The following is a 24256-nucleotide window of genomic DNA, read 5'->3' on the forward strand; positions in this document are numbered from 1 at the left end:
CGTGGCGATCCGGATTCAGGAGTCGGCCCAGGTGGCCGACAATGCCAAAGTGGGAGAGGGCTCCTCGGTCTGGGACCTCGCCCAGATCCGCGAGGACGCGGTGCTCGGGGACAACTGCATCGTAGGGCGCGGAGCCTATATCGGTTCGGGCGTCCAGATCGGCTCGAACGTGAAGATCCAGAACCTCGCGCTCGTCTACGAGCCCGCGCGTCTGGCGGACGGCGTGTTCGTGGGCCCGGCCGCGGTCTTCACCAACGACCACAACCCCCGGGCGGTGACTCCGTCGGGCGGGCTCAAGTCCGCTTCCGACTGGGAGGCCACGGGAGTCGACATCGGCGAGGGCGCCTCCATCGGCGCGCGGTCCGTCTGCGTCGCCCCGGTGCGCATCGGCAAGTGGGCCATGGTCGCCGCCGGGGCCGTCGTCACCCGCGACGTGCCGGACCACGCGCTCGTGATGGGCGTGCCCGCCAAGCGGGCGGGCTGGGTCGGCCGTGCCGGGGAGAAGCTCGTGCGCGATCGCGAGGACGAGACCCTGTGGCGCTGTCCGGCCACGGACGAGACGTACCGCGAGGACGCGGGGCACCTGTCTCTCGCCGGCTGAGACCGCGGGGCGACTGACCAAGTCGTGGACGGGCCGCAGCGGCGGCTCGTCCACGACTTTTCTCGTTCGGGCCCGGTACACCGGCTTTCCATGGGGAGAGCCCCGCTCTCGCCACCGCGTCGAGGCGGCGAGAGCTGTTCCCGGTCAGACTCCGGACTCGGCGGCCAGCGCCCTCTTCACCACCGGCTTGGCGTATGTCGCCCGGCACGCTTCGGTGAAGGCCCGCACCAGACCCTCCGGCGGGATGTCGCTGAGGTAGTACACGCGGACCTTGGCCCGGCCTCCCTCGAGGGAATCGTGCACGAGCAGCTCGTCGAGCACTTCCTCTAGGTTCGAGAGATCGTCGCGGAGCCGGTAGGCCGCCTTGGCGATCGGAAACTCCTCGACGTACTCGTCCCCGTATCCGCGCGGGTCCGTCATGGCGAACGGGCGACCGCCGTAGAGCCAGTCCGAAGCCGTCCCCGAGATGTCGGAAATGGCGACGTCGGCGCGGTTGACGCACTCGGTCAGCGTCACTTCGGTCTCGGCGGGGGCGCCGTAGAGGTGCTTCTTGCCCGTCCTCTCCCGGTCGCCGGCCAGTTTCTCCTGGACCTCGTTCGCGATCCGCAGGTAGGCCGGGTTGACCTTGGTGTAGGGGTGGGTGCGGAAGATGACGTTCACATCCCGTTCCAGCAACGCGTCGACGATGCCGTGCGCCTGGGACAGGGACGAGTAGTCCGCGTCGGAGTTGAGTCCCGCCCAGGTCGGCGTGTAGAGGACGGTGGTGCGGCCGTCGGACGCGCGGTCCTCCTCGCTGCGCTCGCCGACGGCGATGTCGCTCAGCTGAGGACGCCCGATGATGCGGAACTTGTAGTTGGGGATGTCGACGCCGTGGCGGTGGTAGCGGTCGACGCCGGCCTGCCCGGCGACCCAAACCTGGTCGTAGACGAGCGAGGCGGCCGAACGGCTGATGGCCTTGTCGGAGTCGCCGTGCATCAGCTGGATGTGGATGTAGTCGCCGTTCTTGATCAGCTGGGTGTTCTTGACGGCGTGGTTGGAGTAGAAGCAGGCGCGCACCGTGTCGGGCAGAAGCCTGTCGAGAACCGACTGCGCGGGGGCGTGGATGACCGGGGCGTCGGTGGCCGCGACGATGCCGGGCACGAGGTGGGCGTCGCGGACAATGATGATGTAGGGGTCGCCGACGGCCTCGAAGTAGGGCAACCACATGGTCAGCTGGTACTCGGATCCGGGGGTTCCGGCGAAGTGGACGGCGAATCGCGGCTCCAGGTCCTCGACCGCCTCGACGACCTGGGCGTCGACGGGGTGTGCGTCGCGTTGGCGCTGTACAAGGGCGCTCAAGACCCGGGCGCCGACGACACCGAAGAAGACGGCTAGCACCGAGGCCAGTGCGATGTCGGCGGCGGTCTGAGCGGCGCCCTCGGGTACGAATCCGACTGCGGCGACGAGTACGGCGAGGCCGTTGCCCACCCGTGTCACCACGGCGGGCTGCGTCAGGCGGACGAAGGTGCCGCGTCGGACTCCGAGGTTGTAGGAGTTGAGGAACCCGACTCCGAGCGCTTTGCGCACATTGGAGGCGACGGCGATGTAGCCCATGTACACCACGACCGCCGTGAGGTAGACGAGGCGGTCGGGATTGAGCAGCCACACGTTCACGATCAGGGCGAGGCAGGCCAGTATGCGGGCATTACCGTAGGCGGCCATTCCGGTGCCCGCGAGTTTCCAGACCGCGGCGAAGACCAGGAGGGAGACGGCCATGGCGGCCATGCTGCCGGGGAAGGTGAACCCGACTACGACGGCCGCGATGGCCGCGGCCGATATTCCGGCGCTCCGCAGTCTTTTGAGCTGTGCAAGCATCATGTACCTCGGTTGATCCGTGTCAGGGAATCCGCCCTGATGGGGCGAAAAAGGGCAGACCGCTTCGGGGCGGCCCGGGTGTGCGAGGGGCGCCGTCGGTCCGCGGGTGAGAGCGGAGAAGGGGAGACGCCAGGAAAAAAGTTACCATCCTACGCCCTGTGCAGGCCACTTGCACCCATTCAGGCGCGCACCGCAGCGACGAGCGTCACCGCCGCGGCCGTGCTCGGCGGCTCCGGTGTGCGCCCGGTCGCAAGGCCGTCACTCCGACTCCCCGCCGAGGGCTCCCGTGCCCGTCTCATCGAGCCGGGCGGCGATGAGGTCGGCGACGAGGACGTCGGCGGGCCCGGTGACCTTCATGTTCCAGGGATCGCCGGCGATCACGGCGATCCGGGCCTCGGGGAGGTAGCGCATGACGACCGAGCAGTCATCGGTGGCGCGGAAGTCCGGGTCCCCGGCGGCGAGCCGGTAGGCCTCGGCGAGGACGGGGAAGCGGAAACCCTGGGGGGTCTGCACCCGGCGGACGGCGGAGCGGTCGACGACCTCGGCGGGCGCCTCGCCCCCCTCACCGTCGTCGCGGACGGTGACCAGGGTGTCCGTAACCGGGTCTACCACGTTGACCGCGTCCCGGTCGTCCAGCGCTCCGACCGCCTCGCGGATGACGCGGTCGGGCACGAACGGGCGCGCGGCGTCGTGGACGAGGACCTTGGCGGCGCCGCCGTCGGCGGCGATCCGGTCAAGTGCGGCCCGGGTGCTGTCGCTGCGCTGTTCGCCGCCGGGGACGACTCCGGCGATCTTCGCGAAGCCGGCCTCCTTGAGGATGCGTTCGGCCCGGTCGATGTGGTCGGGGGCAATGAGCACGAGGATCCCGTCCACGGCCTCGGAGCGCTCGAACCGGGCGACCGTGCGCTCCAGGAGCGTCCGTCCTGCTAGGACCGCGAACTGCTTGGGATGTCCGAGCCCGGCCCTGCTGCCGATTCCCCCGGCCAAGACCACCGCGACCGTATCGTTCGACCCGCGCACGGGCACCATTCCTCTCTGCGTGACCGGCGGTGCGGCCATGTGCCGTTCACATGGCGTCAGCTTTGAAATAACCTGGCCGTAAGGTACCATCGTCGCTCGTGGCGGGCCGCCGTGCCGCGCGCACCGATCGGACGCCATACAGGCACTTCGGTGCCCACTGACCAGCAGCCGAGCGGCACCCGCCGAGTGGGGCAGCCGGGCTCACACCGTCTCTTTAAGGATAGATTATGTCGCTGAACATCGTGATCCTCGCCGCCGGCGTGGGTTCTCGCCTGGGCAAGCCGCACCCCAAGCCTTTGACCCCCCTCAACACCGGAGAGACCATCCTCGGCCGGTCCCTCCGCCTCCTCACCTCGCGCTTCTCCCGCGTGACGCCGAACCTCGTCGTGGGGTTCAAGAAGGAGGTCATCATGGAGGAGGTCCCCGATGTCGGCTTCGTGTACAACCAGGACTACGGCGACACCAACACCTCCAAGTCCCTGCTGAAGGCCCTCAAGACCATCGGCCCCGGCGGCGTCCTGTGGCTCAACGGCGACGTGGTCTTCGACCCGCAGGTGCTCGACGCGCTGCTGCCGAAGATCGCCACCGACCGCTCCTTCATCAGCGTCAACACCGCGTCGGTGAGCGACGAGGAGGTCAAGTACACCCTCGGCGCCGACGGCTTCATCAACCAGCTGTCCAAGACGGTCCCGACCGAGTCGGCCCTGGGCGAGGCCGTGGGCATCAACTACATCTCCGCCGACGACCGCATCCGCCTGGCGCAGCGCCTCGACGAGGTCGACGCCCAGGACTACTTCGAGCGCGGCATCGAGCTGGCCATTGAGAAGGACGGCGCGAAGTTCGAGGCCGTCGACATCTCGTCCCACAATGTCATCGAGGTCGACTTCGAGGACGACCTGCAGAGCGCCAACAAGCAGTTCCAGTAGAACGCGACCGCGGGCGGGGCCGGAGGGGACGTCCTCCGGCCCCGCTTCGCCGTCTCCGGCCGGCTCCCCGGTCACGGCGCGGTCCCGGTGCCCGGCGGAGCGGATGCCGGTCAGCGCCCGAAGAGCCGGGCGACCAGGCCGGGCCTCGGCTTCGGCGGATTCGCCTCGGCGACCCGTCGGAACAGGTCCTCGTGTTGAGCGACGACCTTGTCGGGTTCGAACGAGGCCGCCACGGCCCGGCCGTTCTCGGACAGGTGTTTGCGCAGAGTCTCGTCCTCCATGACCCGCGCCAGGGCGTTCCCGAGGGCCTCGGGGTCCTGCGGCGGCGCGAGCAGGCCGTTGTAGCCGTCCTCGATGAAGGACATCGGCCCGTACTTGACCTCGGTGGACACGAGCGGCGTGCCGGCCGCCATGGCCTCGACGAGGGTCAGTCCGAAGGGTTCCTTCCACGCCGATGAGAGCGCGACCGTCGCCTTCGCCCACTCGACGTCCAGGGGCGAGACCGCCCCCATGAACTCGACTCGGCCGCCGACTCCCAGTTCGGCGGCCAGGGCCTCCAGCTCGTCGCGCTGCTTGCCCTTGCCGTAGATGCGCAGGCGCCACTCGGGGAACCGGTCGGCGACGTGCGCGAACGCCCGGATGGCGACATCGTAGCGCTTCATCGGGGCCAGGCGCCCGGCCGCCATGATGTGCGGAGGATCGGCCTCCTCGCGCGGGTGCTCGTTGCGGGGGATCGAGTTGGGGATCGCCTCCATCCGGTCGGCGACGGCCGGGAGAGCGCGGCGGTAGTCCTCGGCGTCCAGCTCGGTCAGGACGACGAGCGCGTCAAGAGCGGGGTAGACGCGGCGCATCGCGGCCTGCACCGGCTTACGGTACTGCTCGTAGTACATGTGCTCCTGCCCCACCACGGCCTGCCTGCGTTCCTCCATCTGCGCGAGGACGAGGTTGATGCCGGCGTGGGTGCCGACCACGACGTCGGCGTCGTGCCTGCCGAGATAGCGCTCCAGCCGCTGGTCCAGGAGCGCGCTGTTCTCCTTCATGTTCATCGCGTCGACTCCGTCGCAGAGGGCCTTGGACTTCAGCTGCGACAGCTTCTTGTTCTTTCCCCGCAGTACCTCTCCCCCTTTTCTGGGAGGCCTGACGTCCAGCAGGGCGGAGACCTTCACCGAGGGGCGCACCGGGAACTGCGGATCGGCCCGGTGCCGCATGAGCGAGACGACGGAGACCTCGTGCCCCCGGTCGGCCAGGGCGTTCGCCGAGTCGATGGTGGTCTTAATGGTGCCGCCGATGCCGTAGACATTGCGGATGACGTAGGTGATCTTCATCTGTGGACCTCCAGTGGCGAGAAGGGTCGGGGCCGGCTATGGGATCGGGCACATGGGGAATCGTAACGAATCCGAAAAGGATGGGAATCCCCTTTATGCCTGTCCGTTAGGCCGTCTGCGATGAGGACTTACCTGTAAGACGCGAAAGGGTGCTGATTCGTTGCACGGATTTCAGGAATGTGAGTAAAAATGAGGTCCCGGTCCGGGCGGAGAGGATCCCGGAAGGCGTCAGGCGCGGCCGAAAAGGCCGGCGAGAGAACCGGATCTGCGCGGGCGCTGGGCGCTCAGCCTGCGGAACAGCGCCTCGTGCTCGTGGATGACCGCTTCGGGCTCGAAGCGGCGGGCGACCTCCCGCCCGTTCTCCGACAGTTCCTTGCGGAGGACGGAGTCGCGCATGGCCTCGGCCATGCGCTCGGCGAGCGCGTCGATGTCGCCGGGCTCCACCAGGAGGCCGTTGTGGCCGTCCTCGATGAAGTCCATGGGGCCGTATTTGACGCGGGTGGAGACCACGGGAGTACCGGCGGCCATCGCCTCGATGAGCGACATGCCGAAGGACTCCATCTTCGAGGTCGACACCGCCAGGGAGGCCTTGGCCCACTCCGCCTCGATCGGCGAGACCGCTCCCATGAAGTCGATTCGGTCGGCCACGTCGGTCTCGGCGGCGAGGTCTTCCAACTTCTCCCGGTTTCGGCCGTTGCCGTAGAGGCGCAGGCGCCACTCGGGGAATTCGGCGCCGATCTTCGCGAAGGCCCTGATGAGATGGCTGTAGCGTTTGACGGGCGACAGACGTCCGGCCGCCATGACGAACGGCGGGTCCTCCTCCCGGCGCTCGTGGCCGTTGCGGTCCACGGAATTGGGGATCACGGTGAGCTTCTCGGCGAGCTCCGGCACGGCCGAACGGTAGTCGTCGGCGTCCAGGCCCGTGAGGACCACGAAAGCGTCCAGTGCCGGGTATACGCGGCGGATCTCGTCCTTCACGGGTTCCTTGTACTGGTCGTAGTACATGTGCTCCTGTCCGACGCGCAGCGCCCGGACCTTCTTCGCCTGTGAGAGCAGCAGGTTGATTCCGGCATGGGTGCCCACGACGACGTCCGCCTCATGCCTCTTGAGGAATTCGGCGAGCCGGCGGTCGATGAGCGCGGAGCTCGCCTCGGTCTTCATGGCGTTGACGCCGTCCAGGAGCGTCTTGGAGGGCTTCGAGGCTCTGGCGCGGTCGGCACGGCCCAGCTTCTCGCCGCCTTTCGCGGGGTCGCGGAGGTCCATCAGAGCGAAGAGGCGGACGTTCTCGCTCACGTGGAACTGGGGGCGCTTGCGATGGCGCCATAGGGAGGCGACCGTGATGTCGTGGCCTCGCTCGGCCAGCAGGTTGGCGGTGTGGAGCGTGGTCTTGATGGTACCGCCGACACCGTAGGCGTTCCTGATGAGGAAGGTGATCTTCATCTGGTTCTCCCATTCGCGAGAAAAGGTGGGAGGGGACGGAGTAGGGTGCTCCGCTGGTGTTGCCGGGTGGACGTTCGGTGTCCGTGCCTCGGTCCAAGGGTACTTTGTACCTACCGGTGAGACCTTGCGCCATGGCGTGCGGGCGCGCTGCGATCCGGATCGCACCGGGCCGCCCGAGCTGCGCTCTCGCTGTCCGGGTGTCGTGATTCACCGTTTCCGGTTGCGCGGGGCCACGGTGGACGGCGATTCCGCGGCGCTTTCGGCCGGGCCGGGTAGGCACGGGGTTCAAGGCAGATCGGACACCTGACCGTCACGCCGGCCGGGGCTCAAAGCCGGCGGCGGCGCTCCAGCAGTTCCGTGAACACCCTCGCATGGCGGTCTAGGACCGCTTCGGGCTCGAAGCGGCGCGCGAACTCCCGGCCGTTCTCCGCGAGCCGCTTGCGCAGGGCCGGGTCCTCCATGGCCCTCGCCAGGGCGTCGGCCAGCGAGGCGGGGTCCTTCGGGCGGGCCAGCAGGCCGTTGCGGCCGTCCTCGATGAACTCCTCGGGGCCGTGGGCGACCTTGGTGGCCACCAGCGGGGTCCCCGCGGCCATGGCTTCGAGGAGCGTCAGTCCGAACGACTCGTGCAGCGAGGACGACACGGCGACCGAGGCCTTCGCCCATTCGGCGTCGAGCGGGGAGACCGGTCCCATGAAGTCGACGCGGTCGCCGATGCCCAGTTCTGCGGCCAGCGCCTCCAGCTCGGGGAGCCGCAGGCCCTTGCCGTAGAGGCGCAGGCGCCACTCGGGGAAGCGGCCGGCGATCAGCGCGAACGCCCGGAGCAGGTCGTCGAACCGTTTGACGCGGGCCATGCGCCCGGCGGCCATCACGAAGGGCGGCTGCTCCTCCTGCCGGGGGTGCTCGTTGGCGGGAACGGAGTTCGGCACGGCCCAGACCCGGTCGGCGATCTCCGGCATGGCCCGGCGGAAGTCCTCGGCGTCCCTCTCGGTGAGGGTCGTGTGACCGTCCAGGGCCGGGTAGTGGTCGCGCATGGCGGCCTTGACTGGGGCGGGGTACTGCTCGTAGAAGAGGTGCTCCTGCCCGACGTATACCGAGGCGCAGTCCTCGACGCGGGCCATGATGAGGTTGATGCCGACGTGAGTGCCGACGACGACGTCCGCGTCGTGTTCGCGCAGGCGGGCGGTGAGGCGCTCGTCGAGCAGGCCGCAACTCTCGGAGAGTTTCATGGCGTCGACGCCGCCGACGTGCGCGACGGAGGGGGTCGCGGCCAGGGCCTTGTCCGCGGCGGAGAGGATCTCGCCGCCCTTCCACGGGGAGCGGATGTCCCACAGGGCCTTGACGGCGATGTTCCTGGACAGCCGGAACTGCGGGCGGAAGCGGTGGCGCAGCAGGGAGATGACGGACACCTCGTGCCCGCGCTCGGCGAGGGCGTTGGCGGAGTCGACAGTCGTCTTGATGGTGCCGCCGACACCGTAGACGTTCCTGATGACGAAGGTGATCCTCAAGCCGGTTCTCCCCTGGGACGTGCGACCGTCCGCCGCCGTCGGTCGGAGGGGACGCCCCCGGGATTCCGTACCGGGGCGTGCACGACGGGGGTTCCGGGTACACCGCGGCGGACAACGGACCACTTTAGCATGTCGGCGGCCCCTCCGCCCCTGGTCGAGCACCTGGAAGTCATCACAATGCGGCAACGGGCCGGTATCGGCCGGGCTGCCGCCTTACCGTGCGGGTCAAGGCATGAGCGGATCCCGGGCGGCCCCGGGTCGGAACAGGCGGGAGAATCGCCCGCGCGGTCTCAGTATCCCGGTGTTCCGGGCTCTCCCGGCGAGATCTTCCAGCAGGCGTTCGAGCTTGTCGACGACCGCGGCGGGCTCGAACCTCGCGGCGGTCTCGCGCCCTCCGGCGGCGAGCCTCGCCCGCAGGGCCGGGTCGTCCATCGTCCTGGCCAGGGCCCGCGCGAGCGCGGAGGGGTCGTCGGGCTCGACCAGGATGCCGTTGCGTCCGTCCTCGATGAACTCCATGGGCCCGTACTCGACGTTGGAGGACACCAGGGGCGTCCCGGCGGCCATGGCTTCGACGAGCGTCAGCCCGAAGGACTCCATGCGGGAGGCGGACACCGCGACGGTGGCCTTGACCCACTCCGCTTCGAGCGGGGCGACGGTGCCCATGAAGTCGACCCGGTCGAGGACGCCCTCGTCGGCGGCGGTCTTCTCCAGCGCCCGCCGTTCCGGGCCGTCCCCGTAGAGGCGCAGCCGCCATTCGGGGTGGCTCTGGCGCAGGGCGGCGAAGGCGCGGATGAGCACGTTGAAGCGCTTGCCCGGCGCGAGGCGGCCGGCGGCCATGACGAAGGGCGCCTCGGTCTCGCCGCGGGGCAGGTCGTTGCGCGGCACGGAGTTGGGGATCGTCCACAGCTTCCCCGACAGTTCCGGCAGGGCCCTCCGGTAGTCGTCGGCGTCGAGCTCGGTGAGGGTCACGACGCCGTCGAGGCCGGTGTAGTGCTCCTTGATCGCGGCCTTGACCGGCCGGTGGTACTGGGAGTAGTAGAGGTGCTCCTGGCCGAGGTGGGCGGCGCGGCGGTTCTCGGCCCGGGCGAGGAGCAGGTTGATGCCCACGTGCGTGCCGATGACGACGTCGGCCCGGTGCCGCCTGAGGAACTTCGCGAGGCGGACGTCGTAGAGCGCGCTGGCGGTGGGCATCTTGAGGGCGTTGACGCCGTCGACGAGCGTCGCCGACGGCGTCTGGCTGAGGTCCTTGTCCTTCGCGGAGAGCGTCTCGCCGCCGTCGCTCCGGCGCCGCCGGTCCCACAGGGCCCGCACCGACACCTTCCGGTGGATCGGGAACCGGGGCTCGGTCCGCTGGCGCACCAGGGAGAGCAGCGTGACGTCGTGTCCCCGCTCGGCCAGGGCGTTGGCGGAGTCGATGGTGCATTTGACGGTGCCGCCGAGCCCGTAGGCGTGGCGGATGGCGAATGTGATCTTCATGGTCGTCGTCTCCGCAGGGGTCTCGTGTGAGGTTTCCCGGTGGGACCGTGCGCGGCCCTCCGGCGGCCGCCGCCGGGCGAGGGCCGGGGCCCGGCGGCGGGACCACCGCCGGGCGGGCGTCCCGGTTCCCGTGTCGCGCTCATGGTCAAGCGAAGACTAGCATGTAATTGCATACCGGGAATACGTTTCGTATATCTCTCGAATGCGTTAAACCTGGGCCGGCTGGACGGTGGCCCGCACCTCCGCCAGCGCGATCCTGGTGCCCTGCGGCCCGGGGGCGGTGGCGGTGACGCTGACGTCGTCGCCGTCGTCGAGGTAGAGGCGGGTCCCCCCGTCGACGAGGAGGGGTTCCTGGCCCGACCAGGTCATCTCCAACAGGGAGCCGCACTGCTCGCGGGTCGCTCCGGACACGGCTCCCGAGCCGAAGAGCAGGCCGGCGCGCAGCGGCGCCCCGTTGGAGGTCAGCTGGCTCATCAGCTGCGGCGGGGTCCAGTAGTTGTCGCCGAACTGGGGCCGCGAGACGACCGTCCCGTTGATGGACACGGCCAGTTCGATGTCGTAGCCGAAGCGGTCGGACTCCTTGAGGTGCGGGGCGGCCTGGCCGTCCTGCGCGGGCGCCATGGCCACGGCCGCGTCGAGGGCCTCGATCGGCGTGATCCACGCGCTCATGGAGGTCGCGAAGCTCTTGGAGTTGAACGGGCCGGTGGCCACGTTGTCCTCGGTGCCGAAGTCGCGGGCGGTCCAGTCGTTGAGCAGGACCGCGCCGAAGACGTTCTCGGAGAAGGAGTCCGGACCGACCGTCACGCCGGGCTCGGTGGTGCCCCCGACGATGAAGCCGACCTCGGCCTCCAGGTCCAGGGCGATGCTGGGCCCGTACTGGACCGTCCCGGTGTGGTCGCGGCGGAAGCCGACCGGGCGCGTGACGTCCATGCCGGAGGGGTAGATCGCCGAGGTGCGCCCGGTGTAACCCTGCGGCTGGTTCTTCCAGCCGGGCGGCAGGAGGCTGGCGCCCCCGCGGCGCAGGCGGCCCAGGTTCGCCGCGTGGGCCTCGGAGGAGTTGAAGTCCACGAAGTCGGTCACCACCAGGGGCGCGTGCATGGTCGCCTGGGAGAGCGGGGTCATCCAGTTGACCGCGAACTCCTCGAGCGCGGGCTCGGTGACGGCCTGGTGGATCTGGGTGCGGACGGCCTGCCATACGGGCTTGCCCATGGAGAGGAAGCGGTTGAGCGCCGGCTCGCGCAGCGCGGTGCAGGAGGGACAGGTCTGGCAGTCGCCTGAGAGGACGGCCCGGTGCAGGTCGAGGATGCTGTCACCGATCCGCGCCCCGATGCGCGGATTGGGGTCGTCCTGGGTGGAGAAGACTCCGATGGGGAGGTTGTGCTCGTTGTAGTGGCTTTCGTCGGCGCCGGCGACCCAGCTGCTCATGGCGTCTCCTGTCGATCGTGCTGGCCCGGTGCGGGCCGGCGGCCCGCCCCGGAGGGACACAGGGTTAACGACCGACGGCGGCGGGAGGTAACTCCGAGCGGCGCCGCTTGGCGAAATACCAGCCGATCGCGCAGGCCAGGGCGATTCCGGCGAAGAGCGCACGCCCGGCGGGCGGCATGGTGAAGCCGATGAGGGTGACGAAGCCGAAGACGCCCGCCGTGCCGAGGAGGAACGACTCCAGCCGCGGCGTGCCGTAGCGGTAGACCGGCGTGTGCGGGTTCGGGCGGCGGTTGAGGACCGAGGAGGCCTTCCGGGCCTTCTCCTCCTCCCGGCGCACCGTGGCGGGGGTGACGGTCTCGGCGTCGAGGTCGCGGGCCGCCTGGCGGGCCCGCCGGGCGAGGTCGTCGAGGTCGAGGCTCTCGGCGATGGAGGCCAGCGCGAGGTGGGTGCGCGTCTCGTCGGGTGCGAGGCGGACGGCGTCCCACGCGGCGTCGAGGGCCTCCTGGGGGGCCCCGGCGCGGCGCATGATGAGCGCGTAGTGGACGTTGGCGCTCCAGGAGCCGCGGTCGATCTCGAGCAGGGAGGCGGCGGCCTGACGCGCCTCGTCCTTGCGGCCCAGGTCGGCGAGCGCGTAGGCGCGCACCTGGGCGGCGCGGGGGTGGAACGGGTCCATGCCGAGGGCGGTCGAGGCGAGCGTGAGGGCCTTGTCGGCGTCGCCCTCGGACAGGGCGATCGTGCCGGCGAGGGCGTTGGCCCCGGGGTGGAAGGCGTCGACGGCGAGCGCGGCGTCGGCCTCCTCGCCGGCCTCGGGGATGCGGTCGAGGTCGTAGAAGACCTCTCCTCGCTGGACGTACTCGTCGGCGCTGCGGCGGGTGTGGTCTTCGTCCACTGGGTCGTCCTCCGGTTCGGTGGCTGTCGGGCCGGGGCCGGCCCGTTCCTCCGGTCGCGGTTTCGGCGGTGCCGGCGTCCTGCCCGGCCTCATCGTCGGTGCGGCCGGGGCGGCGGGTTCCCCCGGTCGGGTGAGCTTTCGGTCCGGGCGCGCCGGCCCGTCCTCAAATCGTACGGCGTCCGGTCAGGCCGGGACGGAGTAGAGCAGCGCCGTGGCCGTGGCCGCGAGGCCCTCTCCGCGCCCGGTGAATCCCAGGCCGTCGGTGGTGGTGGCCGAAATGCGCACGGGCGCGCCCACGACGGAGGTCATGGCCTTCTCCGCCTCGGCGCGGCGCGGCGCGATCTTGGGACGCTCCCCGATGATCTGGACGCTGAGGTTGACGACTCGCCACCTCGTCTCGCCGAGACGGCGGACGGTCTCCCGCAGCAGGGCCTCTCCGGAGGCTCCGGCCCATTCGGGCCGGGAGGCCCCGAAGTTCGCCCCGAGGTCCCCCAGCCCCGCCGCCGTGAGCATCGCGTCGCAGGCCGCGTGGGCCGCCGCGTCGCCGTCGGAGTGCCCCGCCAGGCCCGGTGAGGAGGGCCAGTCCAGGCAGGCCAGGCGGCAGGGCGTGTCGGAGTCGAAGCGGTGGACGTCGCTTCCGTGCCCGATCGACAGCGGCGGAGGAGGGTAGGGGGAAGCCTCGAAGGTGGCCCCGCCTTCTGCGGGCGGAGTCTGGTACGGGTCTGTCACGTCCGGAAAGGTAACAGAACGGCTAGTCGATCGACGCCTCGGAGACGAGGATCTTGTCGAGGACGACTTCCGCGTTGGTCTTGTCGCAGTGCTCGGCGAGCGCGATCTCGCCGACGAGGATGTCGCGGGCCTTGGAGAGCATGCGCTTCTCGCCCGCCGACAGGCCGCGGTCGTTCTCCCGCCGCCACAGGTCGCGGACCACCTCGGCGATCTTCACCGGGGAGCCGGAGGCCACCTTCTCGACATTGGCCTTGTACCTCCGCGACCAGTTGGAGGGTTCTTCCGTGTAGGGCGCCTTGAGCACGTCGAAGACCTCGGTGAGGCCCTCGGTGCCGACGACTTCGCGGACACCGACCATTTCGACGTTCTTGGCGGGCACCTTGACCGTCAGGTCGCCCTGTTCGACTCGGAGGACCAGATATTCCTGTTGTACTCCCTTGATGACCTTCGTCTCGACCGCTTCGATGAGCGCCGCCCCGTGATGGGGGTAGACAACGGTTTCACCAACACTAAAACCCATAGGATCGAAACCCCTTTCAGCGCAGCAACGGCCCTCGCCGGACTTGCACCCGGGCACAGAGCCCGGATCGCGCGCCGACGCGCGTCCCTTGAAAACGAGGGAGCCGGAGGAAGCGATGCTGCCATTTCGCTGTGTCTAGCCTAACACGGGACCGGAGCCGACCTGGAACGCCGATGAAAACGAACCCCCAGATCAAAACGCATGTGATCGATTACTCTGAGACAGGTGTGCATGTCTCGCGAGGCCCTCCCCGCGTCCTGTAGTGGCCGCCACGCCATTCGGGGCACGTCGGTAAACCCCGCCGCACCGCGTCCTTTACGCTACCCGTAGTGCCTAGATTTCCAAGGAGGAACCGACGGTGGCAACCCGAACATCCAAACGCCGTCTCGCGAAGCGGACGGCCGCGCTCGCCATCGCCGCCGCTGCCAGCCTCGGGCTGACCGCGTGCGGTACCAGCCTGGGCGCCCAGACTGAAGAGAAGCAGACGGCGATCGCCGGGGTCAACGCCGAGGCGGGTCCCGTCTCTCTCCGCGACCTCCAGGTCGAATTCATCTCCCCCGGGGGCTACGCCGAGGGCGACAGCGCTCCCCTGCGCGTGTGGTTCTCCAGCGGCCCCAACTCCGAGTCCACTCTGATCGACGCCGAGGTGGACCCCGAGGTCGCCGAGAAGATCACGTTCGTCTCGTCGGAGGCGCACGAGTCGGCCGGCTCCGAGGAGCAGGCCGAGGACACCTCCGAGGACGAGGCTCCGCAGGAGGAGGGCACTGAGGGCGACACCGCCGAAGGTGCCGAAGGCGAGAACGCCGAGGGCGACACCGCCCAGGACGAGACCGCCGAAGACGGCGAGCAGGGCTCCGCCGACGAGTCTCAAGAGAGCGGGGAGACGGACGAGTCCGCCTCCGACGCCGACGAGACCGGGCAGACGGAACAGGCCGGCGAGACCGAGCAGGCCGCGTCCGGTTCGGACTCGATCGAGGTGACCGTCGCCGCGCGCGACTACGTCCGCCTGGACGTCAACTCCCTCGGCCAGGAGAAGTCCCCCGGCTACCTCCAGCTCGAGGGCCTGAAGGCTCCCCTGGCCTCCGGCCAGCACATCGACATCACCTTCACCTTCGACGTCGTCACGATCGACGAGAAGGGCGACAAGGTCGAGACCCAGGAGAAGGTCGAGGTGACGCTCCCGGTGGGCCAGCCCATGGAGCAGCACGAGACCGAAGAGGTCGACACGCCCGGCATGGGCGCGCACTAAGACTCGGCGAAACGTCTCCGAGCTGCCTTCGGGCCGCCTCGGAGACCCCGCGTTCGAAGAACGCGCACGGAAGAAGGGGGCTCCCTCGCGAGGGAGCCCCCTTCTTCCGTGCGCTGGCCGATGCCACCGCCGGGCCTCCGAGGCCGCGCGTCAGCGCCCCGCGCTTCTTCCGAGCGTCCGGAACCACCGCGCGGACCCACGGGTCCGCCCCGTTCCCGGACGCTACAGGGCCAGCGGCCACCGGGTGTCGATCTGCGCCTCGCGCCCCTGCGAGCGCAGCCACGCCTCGAAGCGCTCCTTGTCCTTCCGGTACCAGTCCCTCTGGCGCTCGCAGAGGTCCTCCGGGCTGAGGTCCGCCAGGTCGGCGAATCGCTCGCCTATGATCCGCGCCAGCTCCACCGAGCACTTGGCGTCGGCGAGCGCGGCGTGGGCGTCGGAGAGCCGGACGCCGTAGTGCGAGGCGACCATTCCCAGTTTGCGCTTGCCCTTGCGGTAGCGGTCCATCTGCTTGTCGAGCACGAGCGGGTCGACGACCAGGAGGTTCGCGAAGTCCACCGGCGGGATCCCGTGGCGCTCCAGCTCGTAGTGCAGGAGTGTGAGGTCGAAGGGGGCGTTGTAGACGACCACGGGGATCCGCTCGTCGACCGCCTTCCGGAGGCTGTCGGCGATCTCGGCGAGGGCCTCGGGGGAGGCGGTCCCCTCGGTGCGGACCTTCTCGTCGGTGATGCCGTGGATCGCGACCGCGGCCGGGTCGATGGACACCCCGGGGTCGATCAGCCAGGTGCGGTCCTCCTCGGCCGTGGTGACGGCGGCCTGGACGATCCTGTCCTCGCGGGGGACCACGCCGGTGGTCTCGGTGTCGAAGCCCATGAGCGGTCCGGCGTACCACGCCTTGGACGCGATGCTGTTGTCTGCCATGTCCTCGACTCTAACGCCGGGGTCCGTCACGGGCCCGGCGCCGGCCCGCGGGTGTCGGGCGGTGCCTACCGGATCCGGCACCGGTCGCGCACGGTGACCGGCCCTTCGCCACTCGCGGATGTCCGAAAAGTCATTCCGCGCGGGCCCCTTGATTACGCCGGTGGCGCCGCTAATATGATGGGTACCACTTTTTTGGTGCGATGAGTGTCGAGGCTGATATTAACGGCGAGTTCGTGCGGCCTAAACGCCATCATTTCGCTTGTGCCCGAATGCGATGGACGCCCGACCGGCGCCCGTCCGAACCACCCCAGGAGAGTTGTGGATTTTCTAGACCGAATCGGATCCAACGTGGAGGAATGGGTCAATAACGCCACCGAGCCCATCGCCGGCCTCGTGGGGTCCGCCAGCGAGTTCGTGTGGGGACCGTTCCTGCTCGTCCCGCTCCTGTTCCTCGTCGGGGCGTACCTGACCTCTGTACTCGGCGGAATCCAGTTCCGCCGCCTGTTCTACGGCCTGTGGCTGGCCTTCTTCAAGCGCCACGAGAGCTCGAAGACCGAAGGCGACATCAGCCACTACCAGGCCCTCTCGGTCGCGCTGGCCGCCACGGTCGGCGTCGGCAACATCGCCGGCGTCGCCACCGCGCTCACGCTCGGCGGCCCCGGCGCCCTGTTCTGGATGTGGATCACCGGCCTCCTCGGCATGGCCACCAAGTACTCCGAGGCCCTCCTCGGCGTCAAGTACCGCGTCTCCAACGCCGCCGGCGAGAAGTCCGGCGGACCGCAGCAGTACCTGACCCGGGGCATGCGCGACCTCACGTACATGGGCGAGAGCACCAAGAAGCGCCTCGGCTCCATCCTCGGCATCTCCTTCGCCGGCTTCGCCGTGGTCGCCTCCTTCGGCATCGGCAACGCCACCCAGGCCAACGCGGTCGCCGAGACCGTCACCGGCCACTGGGAGGGCATCGCCCCCTCCACCGTCGGCGTCGTGCTCATGATCGTCGCCGGCCTGGTCATCCTCGGCGGCATCAAGTGGATCGGGCGCATCACCTCGCTGTTCGTGCCCGCCATGATCGTGCTGTACATCGGCGGCACCCTGACGGTCCTGGTCCTCAACGTCGACCAGCTCGGCGGGGCCCTCGGCGACGTCTTCCGCAGCGCCTTCTCCACCTCGTCCGCCGTCGGAGGCTTCGCCGGCGTGGGCATCATGATGGCCATCCGCTACGGCGTGGCGCGCGGCATCTTCTCCAACGAGTCCGGGCTGGGAACCGGCGGCATCGCCGCGGCCTCCGCCAAGACCGACGCCCCCGCCCGGCAGGCGACCGTCTCGATGACGCAGACGTTCATCGACACCATCATCGTCGTCAGCCTCACCGGCCTGACCATCCTCGTCTCCGGCGTCTTCGGCGACACCGCCGAGAACGCCGACGGGGAGCAGGAGCTGATCTCGGGCGCCGAACTCACCCGCAACGCCTTCGAGGCCACCCTCGGCACCACCGGCAGCCTCCTGGTCACCGTCGCCGTCGCCATGTTCGCCATGTCGACCATCTTCGGCTGGGCCTACTACGGAGAGAAGTGCCTGGAGCGCTTCACCTCCGGCGACCACGTCAAACTCGTCTACCGGACGGCGTTCACCATCATGGTGTTCATCGGCTGCGTCGCGAACCTGTCCACCATCTGGGCCATCTCGGACGTCTTCAACGGCCTCATGGCCCTGCCCAACCTGATCGGCCTGCTCCTGCTGAGCCCGATCATCGCCAAGGAGACCAAGCAGTTCTTCTCCCGGCCCGACTGGCGTCTGCTGCCCACCGACGCCGCCGCGCCGAAGTAGGCATTCTCCCTCTGTGAAAAAAGGGGCCCGCCGGCGATGTCGCCGGCGGGCCCTAAACTCTTCCCATGACCGCAGTGGAGTCCGAGGGCGGCCCGGAGGCGAGGCCGGGCGGGAAGACGGTGGACGTCGTCCTGGAGCGGATCACGTTCAGCTCCGAGGAGAACGGCTACACCGTCGCCAAAGGGGGCGTGGACGGGTCCGCCGACCTCGTCACGCTCGTCGGGCCCCTGCTCGGCGCCCAGGTCGGCGAGAGCCTGTCGGTGACCGGCCGCTGGACCTCGCACCCCCGATGGGGCCGCCAGTTCGAGGTCTGGTCGTACCGCACCGTCCTCCCCGCGACCGTCCAGGGCATCGAGAAATACCTGGGCAGCGGTCTGATCAAAGGCATCGGCCCGAAGACCGCCGAGCGGATCGTGGAGCACTTCGGCACCGACACCCTCACCGTCATCGACGAGGACCCCGAACGGCTCATCGAAGTGCCCACCCTGGGCCCCAAGCGCACGAAGACCATCGTCGCCGCTTGGGAGGAGCAGCGGGCGATCAAGGAGGTCATGCTCTTCCTCCAGTCGGTCGACGTCACCACGTCGCTGGCGGTCAAGATCTACAAGAAGTACGGCGACGCCTCCATCGGCGTGGTCAAGAACGAGCCCTACCGCCTGGCCAACGACATCTGGGGCATCGGGTTCAAGACCGCCGACTCGATCGCCCGGGCCGTCGGCATCCCCCACGACTCCCCCGACCGCGTCAAGGCCGCGCTCCAGTACTGCCTGTCCTCGGCCTCCGACTCCGGGCACTGCTTCCTCCCCCGCCCGAACCTCGTCTCCGACACCGCCACCCTCCTCGAACTGGACAACGCGCCGATCGAGGACGCCCTCGCGGAACTGGTGGCCGAGGGCGAGCACGTCAAGGCCGAGGACCTGCCCTCCGCGGCGGGAACCACGCCCGCCCGCTACCTCGCGCCGTTCTTCCACGCCGAGAGCGGACTGGCCGCGACCGTCCTCCGGCTCCTGTCCGCCTCGGCCGACAGGCTGCCGTCCTTCTCCGCGGCACCGTGGGACAAGGCCTTCGACTGGCTCAGGCGGAAGACCGGCGCCGCCCTGGCCGAGCAGCAGGCCGAGGCCGTGCGGCTGGCACTGACCGAACGGTTCGCCGTCCTCACCGGAGGGCCGGGCTGCGGCAAGAGCTTCACCGTCTCCTCCATCGTCGCGCTCGCCGAGGCCAAGAGCGCCAAGGTCATGCTGGCCGCCCCCACCGGGCGGGCCGCCAAGAGGCTGGCGGAGCTGACCGGCCACGAGGCCACCACGATCCACCGCCTCCTGGCGCTGCGTCCGGGCGGCGACGCGGCCTACGACAAGGACAACCCCCTCGACGTGGACCTGCTCGTCGTCGACGAGGTGTCCATGCTGGACACGATCATCGCCAATAAGCTGCTGAAGGCCGTTCCGCCCGGCGCGCACGTGCTCTTCGTCGGCGACGTCGACCAGCTGCCGTCCGTCGGCGCCGGCGAGGTCCTGCGCGACATCCTCGACGCGCCCGCCGTGCCCCGGGTGCGGTTGACGGAGGTCTTCCGACAGGCCGCCGAGTCGGGGATCGTGACGGGGGCGCACGCCGTCAACAAAGGACAGGCGCCGGAGTTGAAGGGGTACTCCGATTTCTTCTTCTTCGCCAACGAGGACTCCGAGTCCCTGGCCGAGAACGTGGTCGACATAGTCGCCCGGCGCATTCCGCAGAGGTTCGGCCTCCACCCCGTCCGCGACGTCCAGGTGCTGACGCCCATGCACCGGGGCGGGGCCGGCGCCGGGAACCTGAACCGCCTCCTGCAGGAGGCCTTGACGCCGCACCGCGAGGGGCTCCCCGAGAAGGTCTACGGCGGACGGATCTACCGGCCGGGAGACAAGGTCATCCAGCTGCGGAACAACTACGAGAAGGGGCGGTCGGGGGTCTTCAACGGGACGGTCGGGGTGGTCACCGGGATCGACTCCGTCGCCCACAGCGCCACCGTCCGCACCGACGAGGACGAGGAGGTCGACTACGACTTCTCCGAGCTCGACGAGCTGGCCCACGCCTACGCGATCACCGTGCACCGCAGCCAGGGAAGCGAGTACCCGGCCGTGGTGATCCCCCTGTCCACCGCTAACTACATGATGCTGCAGCGGAATCTGCTCTACACCGCGATCACCCGCGCCAAGAGGCTCGTGGTGCTCGTCGGGTCGAAGAAGGCCGTGCAGATCGCCGTGAAGGCCAAGGGGACGGGCAAACGGCACACGGGCCTCACCTACCGGCTCTCCCGGACCGACGGCTGAGTCCCGTGGCGCCGAGGCCCGCCGGTTCCCTCCGTGCGCCGCTCCGAGAGGCCGCTCCGGTCTGTCCGGCCCGGGCGCGCCGGAACGCGCGGACGTGGGCGGATCGGGAAGGCCGCCCGCCGGAGGTCGCTCCGGGCCGCGGACCGGAGGACGCCGATCCGGGCGCTACAGGCCGCGGACCGGTCCGGCGCCGGCGGGCCCGTCCCTGAACCTGTTGCGGTTCACCGTCTTCGGCTACCCTCGGGGTAGTCTCAGACCAACTATCCCGGGAGGACCGCCCCCATGTCCCAGCTTTCCGAGCTCCAGGGCCGCCTGCAGGCCCTCAAGCAGCAGTCCGACGAGCTGAAGGCCAACGCCGCCGAGGCCAAGCAGACGGCCGAGGAGTTGGCCGGCCAGCTCGAGGGCATCGGCGCCGCTAACGCCCAGCCGGTCCGCATGGCCGCCGAGTCCGTCGAGAACGCCATCACATCGCTGGCGCAGTTCGACCAGGGCTGCGACGAGGCCGCCGCGAACGTCGCGGCCGCCGAGAACGGCTGAGCCCGGGCTCCGGCGTCCGAGGAGCTCCTCCCTGCCGAGAGAACGGCTCTGACCGCCGAAATCAGTCAGGGACCGCACGAGGTTCCGCCCATCGGCGAGCACAGGCCGAGCGGACCCGGCCTCCGAATCACTCGGCGGATGTGGTCTCCGCCTAGGACATCCGCTCGTGCGAGGGCACGACCACGCCGTAGACGTCCGCGATCGTGGCGAGGGCGCTCCCGTGCAGTTGCTCGGCCGACACTTCGGCCACGTCGGTCGCCAGGGCCCGGGTCGCGCAGGCGTCGGCGACCACGGTGGCCTTGTTGCCGCGCAGGAACGCGCCCTGGGCGGTGAACGTGACGCACATGTGTGTCATGAAGCCGACGATGACGACGTTCTCGTTGCCCGCCTTGTCGACTAGGTCCCCGAGGTCGGTGCCGTGGAAGGAGTCCGGCGCGGTCTTGACCACGGTCTCCTCTCCGTCGACCGGCGCGACGGCCGGGTGGATCCGCCCGATCTCGGCCCTGATGTCGTAAGGCGTTCCCTCGCCGCCGTCGTTGACGACGTGGATGACGGGGGCACCGGCTTCGCGAGCCTTGGCCAGCAACTCCGCGCCGGCGTCGAGGGCGGCCTCCCAGCCGTCGAGCTCCATGACCCCGCGAGTGTAGGTGTTCTGGTAGTCCACGAGGATCAGGGTGGAGTCGGCGAGGGCCGGCACGGCCGCGTCGAGGCCGGAGATTTCGCGCAGGGTCTTGTTGGGCATGGTGTCACTCCTGGTGAGATGGGTTCTAGACCGCTGATCCGCGGCCGGTTCCCACGCTACGGCGGAGTGGCCGTGTCTGCAATGTCATGTAACATGCAGATACAGACATCGGCTGGTGGGAGGGCCTGTGGAACCTGTGGAGAGAACCGTCGTCATCGTGCTCTTCGGCGGAGTGGACCTGCTCGACGTGACGGGACCGCCGGAGGTCTTCGCGGTGTTGAACCGCGAGATGGAAGGGAACTCCGGCCACCGCGTGGTCCTGGCGGCGGAGTCCATGGACCCGGTGAGGACGTTCGCGGGCGTTCGCGTGGTGCCGGACAGGACCTTCGAGGAGGTAGCCGGCTGGAGCATCGACACGCTCATAGTCTCCGGCGCCGCCGAGGCGGCGGACGGCGGCCGGGTCCGGGCCGTCTGCGATCCGGTCGTGGTCGACTGGGTGAGGAGGCTGGCCTCCCGCTCGCGCCGCGTGGCCTCGATCTGCGTGGGCGCCCACATCCTCGCCGCCGCGGGGCTGCTGGACGGCAGGAGGGCGACCACCCACTGGTCCACCGCGAAGCAGCTGGCCGAAGAGCACCCGTCCGTCGACGTGGACGCCGACCCGATCTTCATCCGCGACGGCGAGGTCTGGACCGGGGCGGGGATCAGCTCGTGCCTGGACCTCTCCCTCGCCCTGGTGGCCGATGACTTCGGCGAGTCCGTCGCCCTCCGCGTCGCACGCCACCTGGTCATGTACCTCAAGCGCCCCAGCGGGCAGAGCCAGTTCAGCGTGCCCCTGGAACCGGTGTCGACCACCCGCCGCGTGGAGGACCTGCGCCAGTTCATCGCCCGCCGCCTCCGCGACCCTCTCACCATCGCCGACCTGGCCGCCGAGGCGCACGTCAGCGAGCGCCAGTTGACGCGGATCTTCAAGTCGGAACTGGGGACGACCCCGGCGGCCTACCTGGAGTCGGCCCGGGTCGAGGTGGCCCGCCACCGGTTGGAGACCGGCGACGACACCCTGGAGCGGGTGGCCAAGGCCAGCGGATTCGCCACGACGGACACGTTGACGCGGGCGTTCCGCAGGAGGCTGGACACCACTCCGGCCGAGTACCGCGAGAGGTTCCGGTCGGTCCCGCGCTGACGGACCCGCGGCGGAGCGGGAAGATCACCGCACAGCGGCCCGGTCCCTTGACGCCAACGTATGGGACAGGGCGCCCGCGAACGTGCGGGAGGGGTCGAAGCCCAGCTCCTTGACACCAGCGCATGGGGACCGTCGAAGCGGGGAGCTCACCGCCCGAGGAGCCTCTTGATCCTCTGCCTCTGGCCGGCGCTGAGCATGTTCCGGGCCAGCCTCCGCACGCCGCTGTTCTCGCCGCGCACGTGCGGGCGGTAGACGGTCGCCTCGTCGGCCGGCTCCCGCAGGTCGATGGAGCCCGAGCCCCACAGCTCCCCCAGGGCCGCGTGCTCGTCCTCGGCCCCGACGAGCCGCGCCCGCGAGCGGGCCGCCGTGCGGACCATGGTCGCCTCGGCCGCGCCGAGGGCGTCCAGGACGCCGAGCCGGTCCCGTTCCATCCTGTCCACCAGTGTCTTCACGGTGTCCTTCGCGGCCTTCCCCCGACGCCAGTGCAGCGTGAAGGGGACGGCCGGGTCGTCCGCCGGCTCCGCGGCCAGGACGACGCGCGGTTCTCCGGAGTAGAGCTCCTCGACCAGTGGCCAGTGGCTGCCGTCGGCTCCGAGCACCTTGCCGCGGCTGCCGGCCTCCTGCGGGGCGGGGTTCACGACGGTCACGCGGATGTCGCCGACCGATCCGCCCAGCAGCGGCGCGACGAGGTCGTCCAGTTGGTCGACGGTCGTCCCCTCGGGGAAGTCCACTCGGACGTCCACCAGCGGAACCCGCCAGACGCGGGACGGCGAGACGCGGCGGTGCCGGTAGAGCGGGATGCGCTGGGTCAGGTACGGCAGGCGCTGGACGCGGCCGGCGTCGCCGTCGGTCTTCATCTGCCCGAGCCCCAGGTGCCACGACGAGGAGGCCGAGTCGGGGACGAAGACCGCGCCGGCCTGGATGAGCCGGTAGCCGATCTCGGTGTCCGAGCCGAGTTTCAGGTCCGCGTCGTAGCCGCCGGCACGGTCGAGCAGGTCCTTGCGCGCCGAGTGGGTCGCGCCGGTGAAGACGCGGAACAGGTCCGAGGAGGTGTGGCGCAGCCGGTCGTGGTCGCCGATGTAGTTCTCGATCCAGTGCGGCTGGGACTCGTCGAAGAGCTCCGCCGCCTCCCCGGCGGCCACCGCGTCGCGGACCTCGGCCGCTCCGTGGCGTTCCGGGTCCCAGGCGACGAAGCGCTTGTGCCCCAGGACGACCAGGTAGTCGCAGTGGTGGTGGTACCAGAGGTGGGCGGAGACGTGGTCGCGGAAGGGCACCATGTCCGAGTCCAGGCGCACCACGACGTCGCCCGTCGCGGCGGCGATCCCGGCGTTCATGGCGTGCCCTGACCCCCAGCCTCCGGCCTCCGAGGTGATCAGGCGGGTGTCGTCGGGCCGGACTTCGGGCAGGGCCAGAGGCGGGTCGGAGTGGTCGTCGACCACGACGACCTCGGTCAGGTCGGAGGGATAGTCCTGCGCGGCCAGGGCGGCCAGCGCGAGGTCGAGCTTCTCCTGGGCGCCGTAGGCGGGCAGGACGACGGAGGCCTTCAGTCGGGGCGACCATTCCCGCAGTTCGGGCTCGGGAACGGGACTCCAGTCGTTGCCTTTGAGGCGGAGGGGTCGGGCATGGTCTTCAACAGGCATTATGGAGTGAGCATACCCCGGTCGGCGCCGGGCGGGGCACCGACGTCGCGCGCCTGTAACGAGGTACTCCCAGGTCATGGGCTCCGGTCGCTCGAGCGCACCGGCGGTTTCCCTTGAGTTGGGCGGAAGTTCAGGAGGGATCCCCGTCACGGTCCCGTCCGCCTTCCACCGTCGCCGCCGCGGAGCGGAAGCGGGCCCCGGACGTCGGCG

General features: G+C 69.8%; 20 protein-coding genes. 7 read left to right on the top strand and 13 right to left on the bottom strand.

Annotated features, from left to right (window positions below):
* The first annotated feature begins 1 nt into the window (after position 1).
* Positions 2-601, top strand: coding sequence for an acyltransferase (locus tag ACFTE1_RS17735; RefSeq protein WP_380623970.1), 600 nt, complete (start codon positions 2-4; stop codon positions 599-601).
* Between the two features lie 144 nt (positions 602-745).
* On the opposite strand, the gene ACFTE1_RS17740 is transcribed toward ACFTE1_RS17735, so the two are convergent.
* Together ACFTE1_RS17740 and ACFTE1_RS17745 are read right to left on the bottom strand one after the other, a co-directional pair.
* Positions 746-2458 (bottom strand): CDP-glycerol glycerophosphotransferase, encoded by a 1713-nt coding sequence (locus tag ACFTE1_RS17740; protein WP_380623967.1) that lies wholly within the window; start codon positions 2456-2458, stop codon positions 746-748.
* A 255-nt stretch (positions 2459-2713) separates the two neighbouring features.
* A complete protein-coding gene (locus ACFTE1_RS17745) occupies positions 2714-3475 on the bottom strand; it encodes an IspD/TarI family cytidylyltransferase (protein ID WP_380623965.1) in 762 nt (253 codons plus the stop codon).
* Positions 3476-3702: 227 nt separating this feature from the next.
* Here ACFTE1_RS17745 and ACFTE1_RS17750 point away from each other — a divergent pair, with 227 nt between their 5' ends.
* Entirely contained in the window at positions 3703-4401 is a 699-nt protein-coding gene (locus tag ACFTE1_RS17750) for a phosphocholine cytidylyltransferase family protein (RefSeq protein WP_380623963.1), read from the top strand.
* Between the two features lie 110 nt (positions 4402-4511).
* Here ACFTE1_RS17750 and ACFTE1_RS17755 read toward each other — a convergent pair whose 3' ends face one another.
* The 8 genes from ACFTE1_RS17755 to ACFTE1_RS17790 form a co-directional block, all read right to left on the bottom strand.
* A complete protein-coding gene (locus ACFTE1_RS17755) occupies positions 4512-5726 on the bottom strand; it encodes a glycosyltransferase family 4 protein (protein ID WP_380623960.1) in 1215 nt (404 codons plus the stop codon).
* Between the two features lie 228 nt (positions 5727-5954).
* On the bottom strand, positions 5955-7166 hold the full coding sequence (locus ACFTE1_RS17760) for a glycosyltransferase family 4 protein (RefSeq protein ID WP_380623957.1): 1212 nt from the start codon (positions 7164-7166) through the stop codon (positions 5955-5957).
* A 326-nt stretch (positions 7167-7492) separates the two neighbouring features.
* Positions 7493-8671, bottom strand: a complete 1179-nt coding sequence (locus tag ACFTE1_RS17765) for a glycosyltransferase family 4 protein (RefSeq protein ID WP_380623954.1) — start codon at positions 8669-8671, stop codon at positions 7493-7495.
* Positions 8672-8896: 225 nt separating this feature from the next.
* On the bottom strand, positions 8897-10147 hold the full coding sequence (locus ACFTE1_RS17770) for a glycosyltransferase (protein ID WP_380623952.1): 1251 nt from the start codon (positions 10145-10147) through the stop codon (positions 8897-8899).
* Positions 10148-10354: 207 nt separating this feature from the next.
* On the bottom strand, positions 10355-11572 hold the full coding sequence (locus ACFTE1_RS17775) for a fumarylacetoacetate hydrolase family protein (RefSeq protein ID WP_380623949.1): 1218 nt from the start codon (positions 11570-11572) through the stop codon (positions 10355-10357).
* 64 nt (positions 11573-11636) lie between these two features.
* Positions 11637-12461 (bottom strand): tetratricopeptide repeat protein, encoded by an 825-nt coding sequence (locus ACFTE1_RS17780; RefSeq protein WP_380623947.1) that lies wholly within the window; start codon positions 12459-12461, stop codon positions 11637-11639.
* Positions 12462-12644: 183 nt separating this feature from the next.
* Positions 12645-13109 carry a 2-C-methyl-D-erythritol 2,4-cyclodiphosphate synthase gene (gene ispF, locus ACFTE1_RS17785; protein ID WP_380624302.1) on the bottom strand — a complete coding sequence of 155 codons (465 nt, stop codon included), beginning with the start codon at positions 13107-13109 and terminating at the stop codon, positions 12645-12647.
* 103 nt (positions 13110-13212) lie between these two features.
* Positions 13213-13710, bottom strand: a complete 498-nt coding sequence (locus ACFTE1_RS17790) for a CarD family transcriptional regulator (protein WP_380623945.1) — start codon at positions 13708-13710, stop codon at positions 13213-13215.
* 358 nt (positions 13711-14068) lie between these two features.
* Here ACFTE1_RS17790 and ACFTE1_RS17795 point away from each other — a divergent pair, with 358 nt between their 5' ends.
* The gene (locus ACFTE1_RS17795) at positions 14069-14959 is read left to right on the top strand and encodes a hypothetical protein (protein WP_380623943.1); all 891 of its coding nucleotides are present in this window, start codon (positions 14069-14071) and stop codon (positions 14957-14959) included.
* Between the two features lie 222 nt (positions 14960-15181).
* Here the strand turns inward: ACFTE1_RS17795 and ACFTE1_RS17800 are convergent, their stop codons facing one another.
* A complete protein-coding gene (locus ACFTE1_RS17800) occupies positions 15182-15877 on the bottom strand; it encodes an exonuclease domain-containing protein (RefSeq protein ID WP_380623942.1) in 696 nt (231 codons plus the stop codon).
* Between the two features lie 381 nt (positions 15878-16258).
* Here ACFTE1_RS17800 and ACFTE1_RS17805 point away from each other — a divergent pair, with 381 nt between their 5' ends.
* From ACFTE1_RS17805 to ACFTE1_RS17815, 3 genes are all read left to right on the top strand, one after another.
* Positions 16259-17704 carry an alanine/glycine:cation symporter family protein gene (locus tag ACFTE1_RS17805; RefSeq protein ID WP_380624300.1) on the top strand — a complete coding sequence of 482 codons (1446 nt, stop codon included), beginning with the start codon at positions 16259-16261 and terminating at the stop codon, positions 17702-17704.
* A 65-nt stretch (positions 17705-17769) separates the two neighbouring features.
* Complete coding sequence (gene recD2, locus ACFTE1_RS17810; RefSeq protein WP_380623940.1) at positions 17770-20007, top strand: SF1B family DNA helicase RecD2; 2238 nt, start codon at positions 17770-17772, stop codon at positions 20005-20007.
* Between the two features lie 282 nt (positions 20008-20289).
* Entirely contained in the window at positions 20290-20544 is a 255-nt protein-coding gene (locus tag ACFTE1_RS17815) for a hypothetical protein (protein ID WP_380623938.1), read from the top strand.
* Between the two features lie 151 nt (positions 20545-20695).
* Here the strand turns inward: ACFTE1_RS17815 and ACFTE1_RS17820 are convergent, their stop codons facing one another.
* Positions 20696-21286 (bottom strand): cysteine hydrolase family protein, encoded by a 591-nt coding sequence (locus tag ACFTE1_RS17820; protein WP_380623936.1) that lies wholly within the window; start codon positions 21284-21286, stop codon positions 20696-20698.
* A 127-nt stretch (positions 21287-21413) separates the two neighbouring features.
* On the opposite strand from ACFTE1_RS17820, the gene ACFTE1_RS17825 reads away from it, so the two are divergent.
* Positions 21414-22406: a GlxA family transcriptional regulator gene (locus ACFTE1_RS17825; RefSeq protein WP_380623934.1), complete on the top strand. Its 993-nt coding sequence runs from the start codon at positions 21414-21416 to the stop codon at positions 22404-22406.
* Positions 22407-22552: 146 nt separating this feature from the next.
* Here ACFTE1_RS17825 and ACFTE1_RS17830 read toward each other — a convergent pair whose 3' ends face one another.
* Positions 22553-24046 carry a glycosyltransferase gene (locus ACFTE1_RS17830; RefSeq protein WP_380623931.1) on the bottom strand — a complete coding sequence of 498 codons (1494 nt, stop codon included), beginning with the start codon at positions 24044-24046 and terminating at the stop codon, positions 22553-22555.
* Positions 24047-24256 lie beyond the last annotated feature (210 nt).

The organism is Salininema proteolyticum, from assembly GCF_042685645.1.
GTDB lineage: Bacteria > Actinomycetota > Actinomycetes > Mycobacteriales > Micromonosporaceae > Salininema > Salininema proteolyticum.

What these genes read in the sequence shown, in the direction of transcription:
- ACFTE1_RS17740 (WP_380623967.1), bottom strand. Translation starts at nt 2,458, where the DNA reads ATGATGCTTGCACAGCTCAAAAGACTGCGGAGCGCCGGAATATCGGCC.
- ACFTE1_RS17750 (WP_380623963.1), top strand. Translation starts at nt 3,703, where the DNA reads ATGTCGCTGAACATCGTGATCCTCGCCGCCGGCGTGGGTTCTCGCCTG.
- ACFTE1_RS17755 (WP_380623960.1), bottom strand. Translation starts at nt 5,726, where the DNA reads ATGAAGATCACCTACGTCATCCGCAATGTCTACGGCATCGGCGGCACC.
- ACFTE1_RS17760 (WP_380623957.1), bottom strand. Translation starts at nt 7,166, where the DNA reads ATGAAGATCACCTTCCTCATCAGGAACGCCTACGGTGTCGGCGGTACC.
- ACFTE1_RS17770 (WP_380623952.1), bottom strand. Translation starts at nt 10,147, where the DNA reads ATGAAGATCACATTCGCCATCCGCCACGCCTACGGGCTCGGCGGCACC.
- ACFTE1_RS17775 (WP_380623949.1), bottom strand. Translation starts at nt 11,572, where the DNA reads ATGAGCAGCTGGGTCGCCGGCGCCGACGAAAGCCACTACAACGAGCAC.
- ACFTE1_RS17790 (WP_380623945.1), bottom strand. Translation starts at nt 13,710, where the DNA reads ATGGGTTTTAGTGTTGGTGAAACCGTTGTCTACCCCCATCACGGGGCG.
- ACFTE1_RS17800 (WP_380623942.1), bottom strand. Translation starts at nt 15,877, where the DNA reads ATGGCAGACAACAGCATCGCGTCCAAGGCGTGGTACGCCGGACCGCTC.
- recD2 (WP_380623940.1), top strand. Translation starts at nt 17,770, where the DNA reads ATGACCGCAGTGGAGTCCGAGGGCGGCCCGGAGGCGAGGCCGGGCGGG.
- ACFTE1_RS17815 (WP_380623938.1), top strand. Translation starts at nt 20,290, where the DNA reads ATGTCCCAGCTTTCCGAGCTCCAGGGCCGCCTGCAGGCCCTCAAGCAG.
- ACFTE1_RS17820 (WP_380623936.1), bottom strand. Translation starts at nt 21,286, where the DNA reads ATGCCCAACAAGACCCTGCGCGAAATCTCCGGCCTCGACGCGGCCGTG.
- ACFTE1_RS17830 (WP_380623931.1), bottom strand. Translation starts at nt 24,046, where the DNA reads ATGCCTGTTGAAGACCATGCCCGACCCCTCCGCCTCAAAGGCAACGAC.